Below are 19,678 nucleotides of genomic sequence, written 5' to 3' on the forward strand. Positions count from 1 at the left end.
GCGTGCGTCCCAGAACGCAAAAGACCGGCAATGCCAGGCTGGCCTTGCCGGTCGCATGGCGTGCCGGATTTACTTGATGATGTCCTTGCCGAACCACTTGGAGGCGATTTCGGCGGCCTTGCCGTCCTTCTTCATCTCGGCCAGCGCGGCTTCGAGCTTGCCCAGAACTTCGGTGTCTTCCTTGCGCAGGCCCACGCCGTAGTCCTCGGTGCCGAAGTTGTCTTCGAGCACCAGGTACTCGCCGGACTTCTTGGCCACGTGGAAACGGCCCACGACCTCGTCGACCACGACGGCATCCAGGCGGCCGGCCGACAGGTCCATCAGCGCGGTGATGTTGTCGCCGAAGGTCTTCAGGTCCTTGAAGCTCGCGGCCACGGCGGCGTCCTTCTTGATGGCGTCCACGGCCGAGCTGCCATCCTGCGCACCCACGACCTTGCCGGCCAGGCCCGCCTTGTCCTTGATGTCGGAGTTGGCGCGCACGATGATGATCTGGTGGTTCTCCATGTAGGGCGCGGTGAAGGCGATGTTCTTCTTGCGCTCTTCGGTGATGGTCAGGCCGTTCCACAGCGCATCGACGCGCTTGCCGACCAGCTCGGCCTCCTTGGCGCTCCAGTCGATGGGCTTGAAGTCCACTTCCACGTTCATGCGCTTGGCGGCTTCACGCGCCATGTCGATGTCGAAGCCGACGATCTCGTTCTTGTCGTCACGAAAGCCCATGGGCGGAAAGTTGTCGTCCAGGCCGATCACCAACTTGGTCATGGCTGCCGGCACGGGGGCGGCAACCGGCGCGGCGGCGGTCGATGCGGACTCGTTCTTGCCGCAGGCTGCCAGCAGTGCAGACAGGGCCACCATGGCCAAGAGGGTGCGTTTTTTCATGGCTTAAAGCTTTGGAGTGGAAAAAGCGAAAGGCGGCGGCCACTGCACGCAAGGTGCGCAATCGTTGTAATGAATGGTTCCTTGGCGGAACCTTTGTCTCGGTTGGGTGCCGGCGCCGAATCCCGTATTGTCGCGCAGACCGGCTCCCCCCGCCAACACGCTGGATCAAGACCGTGCAAATCGGCAAACGGCGACAGATGCCAGCCGGTCACTGCAGCATGAAGGTCTTGTATTCGAGCCGGTTGAGCTCGCGCGAGAGCAGGTACAGCCCCACGCACAGGGTCACCAGCATGGCCAGGCAAAAGCCGTAGCCATAGAACGCGGCACCCAGCGCCAGCGAGATGCCCGTGAAGGCAATGTTGAGCACCACCAGCAGCAGGCAGAGCATGAACACGATGCGCCGCTCGTCCAGGTAGAAGAACACGTTGAGCACGGCCATCACACCCACCTGCAAGCCGGCACCCACCACCTGCACGTGCAGCAGCGGCAGGTACAGCTGGGAGATGCCCAGCAACTGCAGGATGGCCGGCCCGGCCACGAGGGTGACGAGAACGGCCAGCGTCTGCACCTTGGCGATCTCGCCCAGGCCCGCCTGGATGGCGTAGACCATCTCGTTGCGCATGGACTCGATGTATTCCAGCGATCCGCCGCCGCGCACGGCGTCGAAGAACTTGTCGTAGTACTCGACGAAGTCGGTCTCGATGCGCACCAGGAAGACCGCCATGCCCGGAATGATGGACAGGTACGACAGGAACACCGGCAGGTCGTAGATCAGCGAGGCCCGGAGGCCGCCGATGATCTGCTGCGAGGTCGGCGGGTAGTACCAGAACATGAACTTGTCGATCCAGATGCCCAGGTTGTAGAGCACGCCGATGCCGATCAGCGCCGGAAAGATCAGCGAGCGCTGCGTGAAGTCGAAGGCGATCCAGCGCTGCTGCAGCGGAAAGCTGCGCAGCACGATCAGCCACATGCCGGCCAGCAGCAGCACGTGGCCGATCACGAAGCTGGCCAGCAGCCCCTCCAGCCCCCAGTAGCGCAGCGGCAGCGCCAGCAGCACGATGAGCAGGTAGGTGGCGCCGAACAGCCCGGCAATGGCCCGGTAGTGCTTGAGGCCCGACAGCAGCACGGTCATGACCCAGACCACGCACATCAGCGTGAAGCCGGCCAGCATCAGCACGCGGTACAGCAGGCCCTGGCCCGGCAGCACCACGAACAGCGCCAGCGTGCCCAGCGCGCTGGCAGTGGCCACGACCACCAGCAGCAGGCCATGCAGGTTGGGCAGGATGCTCTCGTCCTTCTTGAGGAACAGCTGGTCCGACACAAAGCGCGTGAAGGCCAGTTGCGCCGCCCCGGTCAGGATCAGGCTGCTGGCCACCAGGTAGGTCACCGAGGTCTGGAACTGCGTGACCAGCAGCGGCGGCGCCACCACGCTGACACTGAACACTCCCACCAGCAGGATGCCGATGATGGAGAACACCCAGGGCCCCGAGCCGATGACGCCCGCATAGGCGTAGGCCTGGAGCACGCTGGTCAGCGTGTTCTTGCGCAGCAGGTGGCGCAGTTCGAATCCAATGCCGGCCATCAGTGTTTTTCCTCGGACTGTTGCAGCGCCCTGTCATAGACCTGCCTGTAGCGCTCGAACAGCAGCCGGTCGGAGTAGTAGCGCTCCACGCGCGCAATCCCGGCCGCGCTGGCGGCCTGCCACTGCGCGGGCGAGCTCAGCAGTTCCAGGCAGGCGTCGGCCAGCGCCTCGGGGTTGGCAATGCCGACCACGCGACCGCAGGAGCCCAGGGCCTGGTCTTCCGGCTCCAGCCCGTCGATGAGCTGTCGGCATGAGCCCACGTCGGTGCTGACCACGGGCACGCCTGCGGCCTGGGCTTCGAGGATCACCAGGGGCAGCGCCTCGCTGATGGACGACAGCACGACCACGCCCACCTTGGGCAACAATTCATCCACCTTCTGCATGCCCAGAAAGCGCACATGGGCCTGCAGGCCCAGGCTGTCCACGAGGTTCTGGCATTCCTCGGCATAGGCCGGGTCCTCGGCCGTGGGGCCGGCCACCCAGGCCTGGGCCCGGGGCATCCGGTTGACCACGCGGCGCATGGCGCGGATGAAGGTCTTGATGTCCTTGATGGGCACCACGCGGCCGATCAGGCACAGTACGGGCGGCACCTCGGCGGGCCGCTGGATGCGCAGCGGCGCAAAGCGTTCTATGCGGATGCCGTTGGGGATGCTGACCGTGCGCTCGGCCGCCGCGCCATCGGCCACCTGGCGCAGGCGGTTGTTCTCGTACAGCGCAATGATGGGGTCGGCCGCGCCGTAGCAAAAGCGCCCCATCCAGTCGAAAAACCGTATCCACATCTGCCGGAAGAACGACACCTCCATGGGATCGCGCTGGAAGATGTTGCGGTTGTCGCGGATCCAGGCGCTTTGCAGCAGGTCGATCTGGCGCTCTTTCGTGTAGATGCCATGCTCGGACAGCACCAGCGGCAGGCCGCGCGCATGGTGCAGCAGTCCGCCCAGAAAGCCCGCGTAGCCCGTGGAGACCGTATGCAGCACGCGCACCGGGATCAGCCCGTGGGCGATGCGCGCCATCAGCCACAGCGGCTGCAGCATGATGCGCACGGTCCAGAAGAAGTCCACGAAGGATGGATCGGTGCAATGGCGCCGGTAGCTGTCGCGGATCAGGTCCCAGGCGAATTCGCTGTGCAGGAAATCCTCCAGCGGCAGGCTGCCGCCGGGCTGCAGCTCCAGCGCAATGGAGCGCATGGCCGCCAGCACCTTGGCGCGGCTTTCGGCGCTGCCGTCATGCGCCTCCAGCGCGCCCAGAAACTCCTGGGCCTTGGCCAGGGCTTCGGGATGGCCGCGCGAAGGGGCGGGCTGGATATTGGAGTGCAGCGCGTCAAAGAGGTAGTGCTGCTCGAAGTGCACCACGTTGGGCGGCAGCGCGTAGCGGAAATCGCCATAGTCCTCGCGCCGGCTGCCCAGGAAGACGATGGCAAAGCGGTGCCCGGGATAGGCCTGCAGGATCTGGTTGACCCAGCTGGACACACCACCGCTGACATAGGGAAAAGTGCCCTCCAGCAGCAGCGCGATGTCCGCATTGGCCGCCGTGGGGAACTGGCTCTTACGGCTCATGAGGCACTCCAGTAGCGGATGCTGGGCTTCAGGCGCGGCAGGGCATGCTCCATGTCCAGCGAACGCATCAGGGCCTGCGCCTTGGCGAACTCGCGCCGATCGAACAGCAGCTCGGCCTGGTAGGGCACGACGCGTGCCGGCTCCATGCCCAGCGCCAGCGAGCGCTCATAGCAGGCCAGCGACTCCAGACCCCTGCCCTGCATGTGCAGCAGCCGGCCACGGCGCAGCAGCAGCAAGGCGTTGTCGGGCCGCTGGGCGAGCACCAGGTCGCAATAGTGCAGGGATTGCTTGATGGCGTGATCGCGCACATCGCCCTGCGCCACGCCCTGGTAGACCAGCTCCGCGTACAGGTCGGTCAGCGCCCGCGCCGCCTGCAGGCCGCGCGGGCCAGGAGGCTGCGTCCCCTCGCTCTGGCTGGCCTGCTCGAACAGCTGCAGCTCCTGGTGGATGGTCTTGCTGATCTCACGCTCCTTGGCGTCCAGCATGCTGTAGGCCAGCAGGCGCAGGTCCTCGCTGGAATCGCCCAGCGCCGTGCGCAGCATGGGCGAGGCAATGCGCCCCGGCACGCTGCCCAGCGCCACCATGGCCCGCATGCGCGAGGCCACGGGCACATTGGGATTGGCCAGGAAGGACTGCAGGCCCGCCTGGCGGCGGCTGGTGCCGGCCTGCTGGTGCGGGTCGAAATCGGGCAGCGGCATCACCGGGAAGCGCGGGCCGCCACGCGGGCCGCGCTGGGTGTGCAGCGCAATGGTGGCGACCACGGCGCCCAGAATGCCGGCCACCGGCACGGCATAGGAAAACAACCCCATCAGCACCACCAGCGACAGCCGCTGGCGCACCGACTTGGCCGAGGTGGCCAGGAACGGCGTCAGGCACAGCGCCAGCAGGCCGCTGGCCAGCCCGTGGGCCGTGAGATAGCCCAGCAGGGCCGCGTCCGACTGGCTGCGCAGCAGCCACAGGCTGCTCCAGGAGGCGATTTCCGCGGCCAGCGCGCCCAGTGCCAGCTTGAGGTTAAGCATGGCCCTGCCCCATCTGATGCAGCCGCTCCAGCACGCTGATGGCCGAGCAGCGGTCCAGCAAGATGGTGCGAGGGAAGATGCCCGCATCGGCCAGCGAGGCCACGCCGCGCTGGGCCAGCCAGCCCTCGATGCGGTTCAGATAGCCCTCGGCCGTGGCATTGGTGCCCAGCGGCATGAAGATGGCCAGCAGCTGCCGGCCATCGCTTTCCTGCAGCCAGGAGCGGTCCAGCATGCGCTCCAGTCGCATGATCTGCTGGGCCATCTGGGCCTGCACAGCCGAGGGCGACAGCTCCAGCGCCACCACCACGCTGCTCAGGCGCGCGCTGCGGTTGACATGCTCCATGCGCTGCAGCTCGAACGCGAAATGCGGCGGGCAATCGGGATAGGCCTGCAGCAGCGGCTCAGCCAGGCTGTTGGCGGCCACGCTGTCCGTGTAGTAGCCCAGCAGCAGGTTGATGGTCTGCAGCGCCTCCTCCTGCAGTGCGAAGAAGGGCATTTCCTCGACCAGCAGCAGGCCGTAGATCTCGCCCTCCAGGTCCAGCATGGGCGCCACGACGACGTACTGCGTCTGCTGGCCCTCGGCCATGCTTTGCGAGACATGGCACAGCACATGGCTGTCCAGCGCCTGGCGCACCAGCGGATCGTGGACATGGATGGGCCGCTCGCCGCCCAGCCGGGCAATGGGCATGGGATCCAGCACCCCATTGCGCACGGGCACCAGGCTGGCCACGCTGATCTGGCTGAAGCGCGACAGCAGGTTGAGCAGGCTTTGCGCATCGCCCTCGGTGCCGCTGAGGCCGCTGAGCACGTTGATGGCATCGCGCATGGACACGGGGCGGCCTATCAGCTCCTGCTCCAGCCGGTCATGCGACAGGCGCAGCAGGTAATGCTGGCGGATCAGCTGCTCGGTGCGCTGGTCCATGTAGTTCTGCGCCGTGCGGGCGCGGCGTATGCGGGCGCGCCAGAGGCTGGAGATCTCGCCCACGACCATGACCAGGATCAGGCCACCCAGAAAGTACTGCTCCGGGAACAGCGACAGATCGCGCTGGTTGACGCCCAGCCAGGCCAGCAGCAGCACGCCGGCCGCCGACAGGCCGGCCACCGGCCCGTAGCGCAGGGCCACCACCACGGGCGCCAGCCAGGCCCAGGGGAACTCGGACTCCACCCACAGGGGATTGCCCGGGTTGGCCCACATGCCGATCAAAAGGGCCAGCACCGGCAGCAGCAGCGTCTCGCCCACCACCACCCAGGGCTTGGCGCTCGTCTGCACGAGCAGGCCCAGCGGCGAGCCTCTGAATTCCGCGGCAATGCCGGCGCGGCGCGGTGCTGCGGAATGCGGTGCCGCCTTGGGCGTGCTGGCTTGGTCTGGCATGAAGAGTGGTTCCTGGATGCGCTTATCGGGCGTTGGCCAGGCCCGTGCCCAGCAGGTTGCGGATCAGCTTCTGGCCCACGGCGGCCAGGGCCTCGCGGCTCCAGCCGCTTTGCGCGCCCGCACCGCTCCACACGGTGGCGCCGGTGCCCACGTCCACGATCTCCAAGGTAACGCCCACGGCCGGCTCGCCGTCCACGCCCACCTTGTAGCGCCATTCGTCCACCGCGCCCGTCAGCGCATAGCGCACGCCTTCGCCGCGCGCCCAGGCCAGGGCGTCGTCGCGGCGCTTGGCTTCGCGGCCGTCGAACAGGGTTTCCTGCAGTGCATCGCCCGTGTAGCGCTTGACCTGGCCCACGCCACGCGCATTGATCAGCGCCGTGGCAATGGCGGCGGCGCGGTTGCCGGCCATGGGCGTTTCGGTGTGGTTCTCGAAGGGCAGTACGGCCCAGCTGGCGTTCGTCTCCAGCGCGGGCGCCGTGCCCCGGTCGATGGTGGAGCAGGCAGACAGCAGGCCGACAAGGGCAATACTCGTGAGCACGCGAAGGCGGGAGGCGAAAGTGTTGCGGTGTGTCATGGAGAGGCTCCTTGAAGTCTTCGGATCAGTAATGGAGGCGGTAGGTCAGCAACAGCTCGCGGGTATTGCCCACGGTGTTGATGCCCGACTTGGACAGGTTCAGGCCCAGCGCGAGGTGGTCCGCGCCGAACAGGCTGGTGGCCAGGCCCATGCCCAGCTCGTAGCCCGCGCCGTTGACGCTGTGGTGCGTCAGGGCCAGGCTGGCATAGGGCCGCAGCGCGCGCGTGTACTGCTGCTCGTAGCCCGTGTTGAACATCATCTGCAGGCCCGAGAAGCGGAAACTGCGCGGCAGCAGATAGTCGATGGTGGGATCGTTGAACGGCGGCAGGTAGCCCAGGATGGCCGCATCCCGGCCCTGCAGCAGCGCCGGGTCGTTGCGGCTGTAGCGGTGCCAGGAGGTGAAGGCGCCGAGCTGCAGGGTGGGCGCCTCGCTGCGGTAGGTGTGCAGGTACTGCAGCGTCGCATGGTTGCCGGAGCCCACGCGCGCGCCGCTTTGCACGCGGTAGCGCTCCGATGCCAGCTCCAGCGTGATCTGGTCCAGGCGCGAGAGCTGGTAGCTGCTGCCCAGCGACACGCGGTCCTTCATGCCGCCCATGCGCATGGCCAGCGTTTCCTGCGTGGCCAGGTGCCGGCCCAGCGATGCCTGCAGGCTCCAGCGGCTGTCCACGTTGTAGGTCTGCGTGAACTGCATGGGCGTGTAGCCCTGCAGGCTTTCGCGCCGGCCCAGCATGAACCCGCTGGAGGCCGACTGCGTCCTGCGCGTCAGGCGCAGGCCGATGCCCCGCTCCTGCGAGGGACCGTTCACCAGGGTGCTTTTATTGACCGTGCGGCGCACGTCCTCGGCATCCAGGTCCAGCGCCCAGCGGGGGTTCAGGCCCACATGCCAGCGCAGCCGGGAGACCTGCTCGTCGATGGCGTCCATGCGGCGGTTGCGCAGTTGCAGGCCGCCGTAGTCGCTGAAGGCCAGCAGCTGCTCGGTCAGCGCCAGGTGCAGGGGATCGTCGTCGGGCTGGTCGGCCATGTTCTCGAAGGCCGCCGTCTGCGCCAGCCGCACATCGCCCACCATGGCCGCCGCGTTGATGCGGTCATAGCGCGGCAGCGCCTCGTCATGGCGCTGCAGCAGTTGCCCGGCCTGGGCCACATCCTTTTCCGCCAGGGCCACCGTGATCTCGGCCCACAGCGGCGAGTTGGTGCTCTTGCTGCGGCTGCGCGCGTACTGCTGCCACAGGTAGCCACGCTCGGCCTGGTACTCGCCGCGCTCCTGCAGCCAGGCAATGGCCAGCTCGGCCGCAGCGGCGGAATGCTCGCGGCGCCCGCCTTCCAGGTCCATGCGCAGCAGCTCGCGCATCAGGGCGAATTCGGCATCGCCCTGGGTATGAAAGAGCATGAGCCGGCTGCGGGCCTGGCGCTGGACCTCGTCCAGCCCCTCGGCCGTCAGCCATTTGCGGGCGGCCAGGGCCGCGGCGCCGTCCTGGGCGCGTGCCCGCACCTTCTCGCGCGTCCACAGCTGCTGCCTCAGGCTCCAGGCCCGATCGGCCTGCTGGTTCTGCTCCAGCGCGTCGGCGTACTGCATCATCCACAGGAAGTCGTCGGCATGCTCGGCGCGGTGCGGCTTCAGATAGCGCTCCAGCGCAACGGCCGGGCGCGACAGCGTCATATAGGCCGCCGCCAGGGCGCCGTGCATGTCGGCATCGCGCGCCCAGACAGGCTCGGCCGCAGCCAGCAGCAGCTTGAGGGCCGCCGCATTCTGCGTGTCGATCAGCAGCCACATCAGGCCCTGGCGCAGCGGCGTGGAGCCGGGGTCCAGCGCCAGGCCCTGCTCGAAAGCCTCCATGGCCTTTTTCGATTGCGCCGTGCGCTGGTAGTAGGCGCCCAGTATCTGGAAGAAGGTGGGCTGGCCCTGCAGGCGTTTGACCAGGGCCGGGTCGGCCAAGATGCGTTCGACCTGGCTGCCGATCTGGGTCCAGTCCTCCAGGTCCTCCAGCAGGTAGAAGGCCTGCGTCAGATGGCGCACGTCATGGAACTGCTCCCAGGCGTGCAGGGACATCCGGGCCGCCTCGCGCCGGTCCGCGCGCTGCAGCAGGCGTATCACCTCGTCGTAGTCGCTGATGCCGGCGTGCGGCGTCTGCAGCAGGCGGCGGTAGGCCTTCAGCGTCAGCGCTTCCTGGCGCTGGTCCTGGGCCAGGTCGCCCAGCAGGCGCCAGTACTCGCCCTCGTCCTGCATGCCGGCGGGAATGCGCGTCTGCGCATCCTCCAGCCAGCGCAGGCCCAGGGCCGGCTCGCCCTGCAGCAGCGCGAGCACGGCGGCGGGCATGGCATGGGCCGGCGTGCGCTGCTCGGGATCGGCAAGCACACGCTTCCAGGCCTGCAGCGCCAGCTGCGACCGGCCTGCGCGTTCGGCCAGCTGGGCCAGCAGGATCTGCGACTGCGGCGTGCTGCCGTGCTGTTGCAGATAGTCGATGGCCTCGCCGGGCTCGGCCTGGCGCTCGTAGGCCTGGACCAGCGCCTGCTGCAGCGCGGCATCCTGGGGACGGCGGCTCAACTGGTGGCGCAGGCCGGCAATCAGGGCGCGGTCGTCGAACAGGCCCGGCGCCAGGCGCATCACCGTCTTCCAGGCATCCTCGCGCCCTGTGTTCTGCGCAATGACCAGCCAGCTGTCCAGGGCCTGCTGCTGCTGCCCCATCCATTCGGACACCTGGGCCAGGCGTTCGCGCCAGGCCATGTCCTGCGGCGCCTGGCGCACGGCGGCCGTGGCCACGCGCCAGGCATCTTCCAGGTTGCGGTTTTCGAGGAACACCTCGTAGCCCAGCAGGTAGGTCTTGTCGTCAAAGGGCAGGCCCGGCGGCGGCTTGCGCACGGGATCGGCCGTGCGCAGCATGCGCCAGCCCGGCGCGGTCCAGGCCACGGGCTGCAGCGCCCAGGCGCCGTCGTCGGCAACCGGGGCCGGACCGGCACCCGAAGCCCCGGCCACCTGCGTCTGCCACTGCTGCAGCAGGGACAGCTGCAGCAGCCGCTTGGCATAGCGCTCGGCCTCGGCCCGGTTGCCGGCCGCGCGCGCCAGGCCGATGAGCTTTCGCAGCGTCTCGGGGTCGCTGCCCAGCAGTTCTTCCTGCTGGCGCGCCAGCGCCAGCGCTTCGTTGGCACGGTTGCCGGACTGCAGCACCTGCAGGGCCTGCCAGAGGTAGGCGCGCGACTGCCGGACGTCTTCGGTCGTGGCGCTGGCCTGGCGCAGCAGCCGGGCCGATTCCTCGTACAGGGACATGCCCAGCGCCTGCCGCGCTGCGGATTCATAGACCTGCGCCTTGCGCGCGGGATCGGGCTGGCGCTCTGCCACGTCGTCGTAGATGCCCAGGGCCAGCGGTGCGTCCTTGAGCACCAGCGCCGACGAGGCCAGGTACAGCGCCTGCTCCTGGGTCAGCCCCTGCAGCGGCACGTCCTTCAACGCCTGCATCACCTGCGGCGCCAGCGCCTCGGCCTGGCCGCCCGCGCGGTGGTCCTGTTTTTGCGCCTCCAGATAGCCCTGGTAGGCGGCCTGCCAGTGGTCCCAGGCCTGGACGGCTGCGCTGGGCAGTGCCTGCCTGGCCGCCTCTTCCCGCGCCAGCTTGATGGCCTGCAGGCGCTCTTCCTTGGCCTTGAGCAGGGCGCGCAGGTTCTCGTTGCCGGGATCGCTCTTGAGCAGGTTGCTCAGGTAGTTGTAGGACAGCTCGGAGTCATCTCCGGTGACGGAGAGCCGGCGCTCCAGATCCTGCTTGGGAAACAGCATCCACAGGGCGCCACCGATCAGTACCGCCAGCAGCGCGATCAGCCAGAAGGGAACCGTGATGGGGCGCTCAGAGCCCCCGGCATTGCGCTTGGAGTTCGACACTGTTTTGGGTACTTCTGAAGGAACGGAGGTTGGCGTTGCCGGTATCGGCACCCGCCACGGCAAGGAGGGGCGTGGCGGCGTTCGCGGAACTCAGCGAACAGCCGGCCGGCAGGTACATGCGCAGCTCCAGCGGCACATGGCCCTGCAGGGCGAAGCGCACGCCGCCGTCGGCCTGGGGCTGCCATTGCGTGAGCCGGGCATTGGCATCCACCAGATAGGGGCGCGACGCGTGGGCGGCCGCGCCTGCGGCGTCCTGTTGCGTCTGTTGCACCAAGTATCCGGCGCTGCCGGCCAGGTGCAGGTAGCTGCCGTCCGCCCCCTTGGCATAGCCGGCAATGCCGCTGCTGGCAGCCATGGAAGGCAGGGCCATGCCGGGCGGCATGCGCAGCGTGCGCAGCTGGCCCGGGCCCCGCAGGCGCCAGCCCTGCGCGTCGCGGCCGATGGCGAATTCGTAGAAATCCTGCACCTTGCGGATGTACTCGGAGCTGTAGACCGGGTTCAGCCGCTGCGCCAGCGCCCACTGGTAGATCCTGTGCAGGGCCTTGATACTGGCCTGCTTGCTGGCGGAGTAGGAGTGGTAGTAGATGTCCACGGCCTTCAGGCGCCGGGGAGCCTCGGTCATCTCGAAGGTCTCGATGACGCGCTCGAAGCCGTAGAACGGCCCGTGCCAGAGGTTGGTGTAGATGTTCTCGTTGGTGACGGGCGCATAGATCTGCAGGTGGCCGCCCTTGCGCAGGCCCCAGCTGCGTACCTCGGTCAGCGAGGGATTGCTGCGCGTGATGGCCGTGTCGCCACCATTCATGTTGAGCAGGCCGGCGGCATCGGAGATGGCCAGGGCCTCGGCGCTGGGCGCCGTGTTGCCGGTCCACAGGAACACGTCCACCGGCTTGCCGGGCGGCGCCAGGCGCTTGCGGATGTAGTCCACCGAGCCGTTGATCTCCCGGTTCATGTCCATCTGGTAGCCGGGGATGTGGAGGTTGAGATTCACCTCCTTGCTGTCGTCCTCGTTGGGCGCCGCCCCGGGCTCCCAGAAGAAGGGGTGCGAGTAGGAATGGCTGGCGATCTCGACATGGGGCATGGCGAAGATGCGCTTGGCAATGCCCTCCAGCTGCTCGGCCCACTGCGGATACAGGCCCTGCGGCGAGACCTCGGCCTCGATGACCGAGATGGTGTGCGGGATCCTGTAGCGCTCCAGGATCTCGCGGCGCAGCACTTCACCGGCGAACGGCGTGCCCGGCAGCTCGGCCCTGGAGGGAAAGCCGTCGCCATCCACATGGGCCAGCAACAGGCGGCGGCCGTTCTCCGTGGAGACATCGGGCGCGGGGAAATCCTTCAGGCGCAGCGCCTCGCGCAGCAGCGCGAAGGGATCGATCACCCAGCGCGACTGGTCGGTGCCCGGCATGCTCACCACCACATAGGGCATGAGCGCAAAGCCACCCCAGGGCGTGATGGCGGCCGACACGAAGCGGCGCCCCCGCTTGTCGTCGAAGGACAGCAACTCGCGGCTGCCCTTGGCCATCTGCGGCGTGAACTCCCAGCCTTCGTAGTCGTGCGCGGGCTCGGCCGGCGGTATCTCGAAACCCATGAGCGGGGCCTGCTCGGCGCGCCGCAGCGGGAACACGGGTGCCGCTTCCGTGCTGCGCGTGCCCAGGGCGGCCGACATGGTGCGGTCCTGGGACAGGCCCAGCGTATTGAGCACCAGCAGCGGCATGCCCTGCTGCACCTGGTTGGCCAGCCACTGCCGCACGCCTTTGGCCCGCATATCGGGCACGGCGCCGCCGAACCAGCTCACCACACCGGCATAGCGGTCGCGCGACACGCCTTCGGGCAGGGGCTCGCGCACATCGGCGTAGTCGGCGACGTAGCCCATGTAGTTGATGGGCATTTCCAGAAAGCGGTGCGCCGATGCGCCGTTGATGGACGGATAGTCGGCACCGTTGTAGAGAATCAACACCCTGCGCGCCACCGCCTCCACCTGGCCTATGCCCAGGGTCTGCAGGCCGGCATCCGACACCCAGGGGATGATGCCCAGCTGCGCAATGCGGCGGGCCGTCTCGCGCGTGGCATCGCGGTCGTGCGGGGCCACGTAGTCGATGGACAGCACCGGCAGGCGGTCACGCTCACGGATGGTCTGCAGTTGCTGCAGAAGCCATTCACGGTCCTTCTCGGGCACGTTCACATAGCGCTTGAGACTGGCATCCCAGCCCCGCAGCAGCGACTCCGCCGCCACCATCTGCACCTTGTCGCGCACGCGCGGCACGATCTCGAAGCCCCGGTTCAGGATCAGCCGGATGCCGGGGTAGCGCTGGTGCAGCGTCTCGATGACGCGCACCAGGCCGTCCTGCTGGGCCTTTTCGTCGAAATTCGCCGCCAGGCGGTAGGAGTCCAGCGTGTCCAGGAAGAAGCCGCGAAAGCCCTGCTTCCACAGCGGTGCGATCACCTCGTCGGCGAAGAAGGCAGGCCACTGGGCAGGCGTCTGGTCCAGGACGATGGACTGCCAGGCGCCGTTGCGCGCCATCTTCCAGGCCTCGGGAATCTTGCTGAAGTAGGCGCGCTCGGGCAGCACCTCGGCCACGGAGGCGTATGCGTAGAGTTCGCTGCCCGGAGCCTGCTTGCGGAATTGAACGGGGTCGTAGCCGTGGCCCGGCTCCACGACGGCGATGTCGTAGAGGCTCAGTTCACTGAGCGAGGCCTTGTTACCGTAATAGACGGCAACCGCCGGCTCGACGGCCTGTGCTGCCCAGCCGCACAACAGCCCCCAGCAGAACAGGCAGGTTCGCAGGAAAGCGTTCACGGCCTTCTCCTCGGGGCATGGCCACGCATTGCCAATTCATAGTTTTTGTACATCAAATTTCTTGTCGATTTGATAAAAGCTATCGTCAGTCCGACGAAATGCGGGCGCGAGCATACCGGTTTTTGTCTGCAAACAGGTCTTCTCCCTACTTTTGTGCTCGGCGCTCTTGAAGCCTGGGGGGAAGCTGGGTTATGGCGATACTAGGCAGGCAGAAAATCACCAATGAAAGGTATTCATGATTCTGGTCACAGGCGGCGCCGGCTTCATCGGCTCGCATACCTGCGTGGAACTCGCCGCTGCGGGCGAGCCCTACCTGATCTACGACAACTTCAGCAACAGCAGCCCCGATGTGCTCGAACGCATGGAACGCATCACGGGCCGGCGCCCGCCGTGCGTCGAAGGCGACGTGCGCGACCGCGCCGCGCTGGACCGGCTGTTTGCCGAGCACTCCATCCGCGAGGTGATCCACTTCGCCGCGCTCAAGGCCGTGGGCGAGTCCGTGGCCCAGCCGCTGCGCTACTACGAACACAACGTGGGCGGCACGGTGGCCCTGCTGCAGGCCATGCGGACGGCGGGCGTGCGCAGCCTGGTGTTCTCCTCCTCGGCCACGGTCTACGGCGATCCGGCCAGCCTGCCGATCCGCGAAGACTTTCCGCTGTCCGCCACCAACCCCTACGGCCGCAGCAAGCTGTGGATCGAGGAAATGCTGGCCGACCTGGACCGCGCCGAGCCCGGCCAGTGGAGCCTGGCAAGGCTGCGCTACTTCAACCCCGTGGGCGCCCATGAAAGCGGCCTGATCGGCGAGGACCCGCGCGACATCCCCAACAACCTCATGCCCTACGTCTCGCAGGTCGCCATCGGCCAGCGCCAACAGCTCAGTGTCTATGGCGATGACTATGCGACGCCGGACGGCACGGGTGTGCGCGACTACATCCACGTCACCGACCTGGCGCGCGGCCACCTGGCGGCGCTGCGCCATCTGCGCGAGCAGCAGGGCCTGCTGACCGTGAACCTGGGCACGGGGCGCCCGGTCTCGGTGCTGGAGATGGTCAAGGCCTTCGAGCGCGCCAGCGGCCGCCCCGTGCCCTACCAGATCGTGGCGCGCCGTCCCGGCGACGTGGCCCAGTGCTGGGCCGACCCCGCCGAGGCCGAGCGCCTGCTGGGCTGGAAGGCCATGCTGGACCTGGACCGCATGTGCGAGGACGCATGGCGCTGGCAAAGCCAGGCCGCAGGCCTCAAGCGCTGAACCCCGCAGCGCCTGCGGGCGCCGAGGGCGTGGTATCTTTTCGCCCTTGTTTCACGCCCTAGCCACGAGTCTGCCCATGCTTGCCAAACGCATCATCCCCTGTCTTGACGTCACGGGAGGGCGCGTCGTCAAAGGCGTGAACTTCGTGGAACTGCGCGATGCGGGCGACCCGGTGGAGATCGCCGCGCGCTACAACGCCCAGGGCGCGGACGAGCTGACCTTCCTGGACATCACGGCCACCAGCGACGGGCGCGACCTGATCCTGCCCATCATCGAATCGGTGGCCAGCCAGGTCTTCATTCCGCTGACCGTGGGCGGTGGCGTGCGCACCGTCGAGGACGTGCGCCGCCTGCTCAACGCGGGCGCCGACAAGACCAGCTTCAACTCGGCCGCTATCGCCAATCCCGATGTGATCAATGCAGCCTCGGACAAGTACGGCGCGCAATGCATCGTCGTGGCCATCGACGCCAAGCGGCGCACGGCCGAGGACGAGCAGCGCATCGGCGCCGATGGCCGCGCCGCCGGCCCCGGCTGGGACGTGTACAGCCACGGCGGACGCAAGAACACCGGCCTGGATGCCGTGCAGTGGGCCACCGAAATGGCGCGCCGCGGCGCGGGCGAGATCCTGCTGACCAGCATGGACCGCGACGGCACCAAGTCCGGCTTCGACCTGAAGCTCACGCGCGCCGTCAGCGACGCCGTGCCCGTGCCCGTGATCGCCTCGGGCGGCGTAGGCTCGCTGGACGACCTGGCCGATGGCGTGACCCTGGGCGGCGCCGACGCCGTGCTGGCCGCCAGCATCTTCCACTACGGTGAATTCACCGTGGGCCAGGCCAAGCAGCGCATGGCCGAGCGCGGCGTGCCCGTGCGCCTCTGATACGGCGCGTCGGCAGACTCCTTCATTTCAGTTTTCCATGGCGCTCGCGCCGCCCACAACCCATGAAACCGGCGCGGCCCAAGGGACCAGGGACAGCGAGCAAGGGCCGCCCCGCAGCAAGGCTGTCGTCTCCCTCCCGCGCAGCGAGAGAGGGGGAAGGCGCGAAGCGACTCAGGGGGTGTATTTTCAATCCAGGCAATTCCTGACAATCCTGTCACAGGGATGCCCACCCAGGATATTCACAATGCAGGCAATGAACTGGCTAGATCAAGTCAAATGGGATGCGCAGGGCCTGGTGCCCGTGATCGCGCAGGAAAAGGACACGGGCGACGTGCTGATGTTCGCCTGGATGAACCGCGAGGCCCTGGCCAAGACGGCCGAGCTGGGCCGCGCCGTCTACTTCAGCCGCTCGCGCAACAAGCTGTGGTTCAAGGGCGAGGAATCGGGCCACGTGCAGACCGTGCACGAGGTGCGCATCGACTGCGACAACGACGTGGTCCTGCTCAAGATCACCCAGACCGGCCACGAGCCCGGCATTGCCTGCCACACGGGGCGCCACAGCTGCTTTTACAGCGTGCTGCAGAACGGCCAGTGGCAGGCCGTCGATCCGGTCTTGAAAGACCCCGAATCGATCTACAAATGAATTCCAAATGAATTCCACGACCATGAACGACACCGCAAACACTTCCTCGCAGGACGCGCTGGCGCGCCTGGCCGCCGTCATCGAAAGCCGCAAGCCCGCCAACGGCGGCGACCCCGACAAGAGCTACGTCGCCCGCCTGCTTCACAAGGGCCCCGATGCCTTTTTGAAGAAGATCGGCGAAGAGGCCACCGAGGTGGTCATGGCCGCCAAGGACGCAGACCATGGCGGAGACGCCGGCAAAATCCTCTACGAAGTGGCCGATCTGTGGTTCCATAGCATGATCGCCCTGGCCCACTATGGCCTGACGCCCGCCCAGGTCGTTGCCGAGCTGGAACGCCGCGAAGGCACCAGCGGCATCGAGGAAAAGGCGCTGCGCAAGGCCCAGGAACGTGATGTGAACGAGAAAGGACCGCTGCCATGAATGACGATTACATCGAAGTCCGTGCCCTGGACCAGTCCCGCATCGAAGGCCTCAAGGCCTGGGGCTGGGTCAGCTACCTGCTGCACCTGGTGGTGGCCGTGGCCGCCGTCGTGCCGGGCGCACAGCCCAGCATTGCGCTGCTGGTGATCGCCCTGATCATCGACCTGATCAAGCGCGGCGACGCCGAAGGCAGCTGGATGGCGAACCACTTCTCGTGGCGCATCCGCAGCGTGATCTGGGCCGGCATCCTGTACCTGGTCACGGCGCCGCTGTGGCTGCTGTTCTTCGTGCCCGGCTGGATCGCCTGGACCGTCATCTCCATCTGGTTCCTCTACCGCATCGTGCGCGGCATGGTCGCCATGAACCGCAACCAGGCCGTGGACCGCTGAAGGCCCCCGGGCAAACCGCCATGACTCCGACCCCGACCTGCAAGATCAACCTCGCCCTGCAGGGCGGGGGCTCGCACGGTGCCCTGACCTGGGGCGTGCTCGATGCGCTGCTGGAAGACGGCAGCCTTGTCTTCGACGGCATCAGCGGCACCAGCGCCGGCGCCATGAATGCCGTGGCCCTGGCCCAGGGCTTTGCCAAGGCTGCACGCCAGGAAAGCGATCCGGTGGACGCCCAGGCGCTGGGGGCCGAGCTGGCCCGCGCCACGCTGACCGAACTCTGGGAAGGCGTGGGCACCATGGGCAGCCTGATGTGGGGCGCGCCCCTGCCGGGCAGCCCCTTCATGGGCGTGCTCAACCAGTTCTTCTCGCCCTACCAGACCAACCCGCTGGACATCAACCCGCTGCGCAAGCTACTTGAACGGGTCGTGGATTTCGAGGCGCTGACGCATCCGCCCGTGGAAGGCGTCGTGCCCAAGGTCTTTGTCTGCGCCACCAATGTGCGCACGGGCCGGGGCTGCATCTTTTCGGGCAGAAAACTCAGTGCCGACGCGGTCATGGCCTCGGCCTGCCTGCCGCAGCTGTTCAAGGCCGTGGAAATCGACGGCGAGCCCTACTGGGATGGCGGCTTTTCGGGCAACCCGGCGCTATACCCGCTGATCTACGGCACGGCGTCCAGCGACATCCTGCTGGTACAGATCAACCCCATCGAGCACACCGATCTGCCCAACACGGCGGCCGACATCATGGACCGCATGAACGAGGTCACCTTCAACGCCGGCCTGCTGGCCGAGCTGCGCGCCATCGAGTTCGTCAAGCGCCTGCTCGAGCAGGGCAAGCTGGACCCGACACGCTACAAAAAGGTGCTGCTGCACCGCGTGGACGGCGGCTCCGTGCTCAAGGGCTATGGCGCCTCGACCAAGACGCGCTCCGACATGCGCTTCGTGCGCGAGCTGTTCGAGCTCGGACGCGAGCAGGGCCAGCAGTGGCTCCAGCAGCACCGCAGCGACATCGGCGTGCGCCAGACGCTGCGCATCAACGACAATCCGGCCTGATTTCCAACCTACCGCCAGCCTCCCAGGATTCCTGTAGCGCCATGCACGACCACGACCCGAACTGCCTGTTTTGCCGCATCACCAAAGGCGAGATCCCTTCCCGCAAGGTCTATGAGGACGAAGACGTCTTCGCCTTCCACGACATCCATCCCGGCGCGCCCATCCACTTCCTGATGGTGCCCAAGAAGCACATCCCCTCCATGGCCCAGGTCCGGGCCGAGGACGCCCCGCTGCTGGGCCGCCTGATGGCGCTGGCGCCCCGCCTGGCCGCCGAGCAAGGCTGCAACCCGTACCCCGACGGCGGCTTTCGCCTGGTGGTCAACACGGGCACCGAAGGCGGCCAGGAAGTCCACCACCTGCATATCCACGTCATGGGCGGCCCCCGCCCCTGGCTCAAGGGCTGAAACACGCCGCCTGCGGCAGGCGGCTGCCGCCCGGCACAAGATGGCCCGTCTCTTGCTTGAGACACTCCCTGTTTCTTGCGTCGGCCAAACGGCTTTTGTGGGGCCTTGCGAACTGCCGCCACGGCCCGGCGTCTAAAATGACCTGCAATTCTTAGGAGAGATTCTCATGGGCTCGTTTTCCATCTGGCATTGGCTGATCGTCCTGGCCATCGTGGTTCTGGTGTTCGGAACCAAGAAGCTGAAGAACATCGGTTCCGACCTTGGCGGTGCAGTCAAGGGCTTCAAGGACGGCGTGAAGGACGGCTCGACCTCCACCGACACTCCCGCAGCCGCTCCCGGCCAGGTCGCCGGCCAGACAGCCACCGACAAGACCACCATCGACGTCGAAGCCAAGCAAAAGAGCTGATGGTCCGCAAGCCAAGCCTCCATGTTTGATATCGGTCTGTCCAAGATGGCGCTCATCGGCGCCGTGGCTCTCGTGGTCATCGGCCCCGAGAAGCTGCCGCGCGTGGCGCGCACCGTCGGCACCCTGCTGGGCAAGGCCCAGCGCTATGTCTCCGATGTGAAGGCCGAGGTCAACCGTTCGATGGAACTCGACGAGTTGCGCAAGATGAAGGACACCGTGGAGGGCGCGGCGCGAGACGTCGAGCAGTCCATCCACACTTCGGCCGCCAACTTCGAGAAGGACTGGAACGAGTCCACGGCATCGCTCAACGGCACGTCTTCCTCGTACGACTCCTCTTCCTACGGCTCCGACAGCGATACGTACAGCGCCGTGGCGCCGGCCTACCGTCACCCGGGCAAGAACTGGCGCCTCAAGCGTGCCGCCGTGCCCCAGTGGTACAAGGCCCGCGCCGGTGTGCGCACCAAGGCGCAGTCGGGCGCGGCGCGCGTGGCGCGCTTTCGCCCCCAGAAGTCCCGCTGAAGATGCCGGCGCGCCGCGGGCCACGAGGCAACCAGCCCAGCCTCTGCCACCCGGGCACCCGCCATTGCCGAATCCTGCCCGAT

General features: G+C 67.3%; 17 protein-coding genes. 9 read left to right on the top strand and 8 right to left on the bottom strand.

From position 1 onward, the window contains the following. Positions 1 to 69 precede the first annotated feature (69 nt). The 8 genes from A9976_RS13420 to A9976_RS13455 form a co-directional block, all read right to left on the bottom strand. On the bottom strand, positions 70 to 876 hold the full coding sequence (locus A9976_RS13420; protein ID WP_183019414.1) for an amino acid ABC transporter substrate-binding protein: 807 nt from the start codon (positions 874 to 876) through the stop codon (positions 70 to 72). A 208-nt stretch (positions 877 to 1,084) separates the two neighbouring features. Then, positions 1,085 to 2,458: an exopolysaccharide Pel transporter PelG gene (gene pelG, locus A9976_RS13425; protein ID WP_183019415.1), complete on the bottom strand. Its 1,374-nt coding sequence runs from the start codon at positions 2,456 to 2,458 to the stop codon at positions 1,085 to 1,087. Then, on the bottom strand, positions 2,458 to 4,014 hold the full coding sequence (pelF, locus tag A9976_RS13430) for a GT4 family glycosyltransferase PelF (protein ID WP_183019416.1): 1,557 nt from the start codon (positions 4,012 to 4,014) through the stop codon (positions 2,458 to 2,460). The genes pelG and pelF overlap by 1 nt, the downstream gene beginning before the upstream one ends. Further along, positions 4,011 to 5,033: a hypothetical protein gene (locus tag A9976_RS13435; protein ID WP_183019417.1), complete on the bottom strand. Its 1,023-nt coding sequence runs from the start codon at positions 5,031 to 5,033 to the stop codon at positions 4,011 to 4,013. Before A9976_RS13435 ends, pelF begins: the two co-directional genes overlap by 4 nt. Further along, the gene (locus A9976_RS13440; protein ID WP_183019418.1) at positions 5,026 to 6,405 is read right to left on the bottom strand and encodes a PelD GGDEF domain-containing protein; all 1,380 of its coding nucleotides are present in this window, start codon (positions 6,403 to 6,405) and stop codon (positions 5,026 to 5,028) included. The genes A9976_RS13435 and A9976_RS13440 overlap by 8 nt, the downstream gene beginning before the upstream one ends. 22 nt (positions 6,406 to 6,427) lie before the next feature. Beyond that, positions 6,428 to 6,979, bottom strand: a complete 552-nt coding sequence (locus A9976_RS13445) for a penicillin-binding protein activator LpoB (RefSeq protein ID WP_183019419.1) — start codon at positions 6,977 to 6,979, stop codon at positions 6,428 to 6,430. A gap of 25 nt (positions 6,980 to 7,004) precedes the next feature. Then, positions 7,005 to 10,844 carry a tetratricopeptide repeat protein gene (locus A9976_RS13450; RefSeq protein WP_183019420.1) on the bottom strand — a complete coding sequence of 1,280 codons (3,840 nt, stop codon included), beginning with the start codon at positions 10,842 to 10,844 and terminating at the stop codon, positions 7,005 to 7,007. Then, complete coding sequence (locus A9976_RS13455) at positions 10,810 to 13,638, bottom strand: bifunctional glycoside hydrolase 114/ polysaccharide deacetylase family protein (RefSeq protein WP_183019421.1); 2,829 nt, start codon at positions 13,636 to 13,638, stop codon at positions 10,810 to 10,812. Before A9976_RS13455 ends, A9976_RS13450 begins: the two co-directional genes overlap by 35 nt. Before the next feature lie 235 nt (positions 13,639 to 13,873). Here A9976_RS13455 and galE point away from each other — a divergent pair, with 235 nt between their 5' ends. The 9 genes from galE (at position 13,874) to tatB (ending at position 19,595) form a co-directional block, all read left to right on the top strand. Next, positions 13,874 to 14,884 (top strand): UDP-glucose 4-epimerase GalE, encoded by a 1,011-nt coding sequence (galE, locus tag A9976_RS13460; RefSeq protein ID WP_183019422.1) that lies wholly within the window; start codon positions 13,874 to 13,876, stop codon positions 14,882 to 14,884. A 76-nt stretch (positions 14,885 to 14,960) separates the two neighbouring features. Next, complete coding sequence (gene hisF / locus A9976_RS13465; protein WP_183019423.1) at positions 14,961 to 15,761, top strand: imidazole glycerol phosphate synthase subunit HisF; 801 nt, start codon at positions 14,961 to 14,963, stop codon at positions 15,759 to 15,761. 244 nt (positions 15,762 to 16,005) lie between these two features. Further along, a complete protein-coding gene (hisI, locus tag A9976_RS13470; RefSeq protein ID WP_183019424.1) occupies positions 16,006 to 16,404 on the top strand; it encodes a phosphoribosyl-AMP cyclohydrolase in 399 nt (132 codons plus the stop codon). A gap of 7 nt (positions 16,405 to 16,411) precedes the next feature. Further along, complete coding sequence (locus A9976_RS13475) at positions 16,412 to 16,825, top strand: phosphoribosyl-ATP diphosphatase (protein WP_012207348.1); 414 nt, start codon at positions 16,412 to 16,414, stop codon at positions 16,823 to 16,825. Continuing rightward, positions 16,822 to 17,214 carry a hypothetical protein gene (locus A9976_RS13480; protein WP_183019425.1) on the top strand — a complete coding sequence of 131 codons (393 nt, stop codon included), beginning with the start codon at positions 16,822 to 16,824 and terminating at the stop codon, positions 17,212 to 17,214. The genes A9976_RS13475 and A9976_RS13480 overlap by 4 nt, the downstream gene beginning before the upstream one ends. Before the next feature lie 20 nt (positions 17,215 to 17,234). Beyond that, positions 17,235 to 18,266, top strand: a complete 1,032-nt coding sequence (locus A9976_RS13485) for a patatin-like phospholipase family protein (protein ID WP_183019426.1) — start codon at positions 17,235 to 17,237, stop codon at positions 18,264 to 18,266. A gap of 41 nt (positions 18,267 to 18,307) precedes the next feature. Next, complete coding sequence (locus A9976_RS13490; protein ID WP_183019427.1) at positions 18,308 to 18,670, top strand: histidine triad nucleotide-binding protein; 363 nt, start codon at positions 18,308 to 18,310, stop codon at positions 18,668 to 18,670. A gap of 166 nt (positions 18,671 to 18,836) precedes the next feature. After that, positions 18,837 to 19,076, top strand: a complete 240-nt coding sequence (gene tatA, locus A9976_RS13495; RefSeq protein WP_183019428.1) for a Sec-independent protein translocase subunit TatA — start codon at positions 18,837 to 18,839, stop codon at positions 19,074 to 19,076. Positions 19,077 to 19,097: 21 nt separating this feature from the next. After that, positions 19,098 to 19,595, top strand: coding sequence for a Sec-independent protein translocase protein TatB (tatB, locus tag A9976_RS13500; protein ID WP_012207353.1), 498 nt, complete (start codon positions 19,098 to 19,100; stop codon positions 19,593 to 19,595). The last annotated feature ends 83 nt before the right edge of the window (positions 19,596 to 19,678 follow it).

The organism is Delftia sp. UME58 (assembly GCF_014170385.1).
GTDB lineage: Bacteria > Pseudomonadota > Gammaproteobacteria > Burkholderiales > Burkholderiaceae_C > Comamonas > Comamonas acidovorans.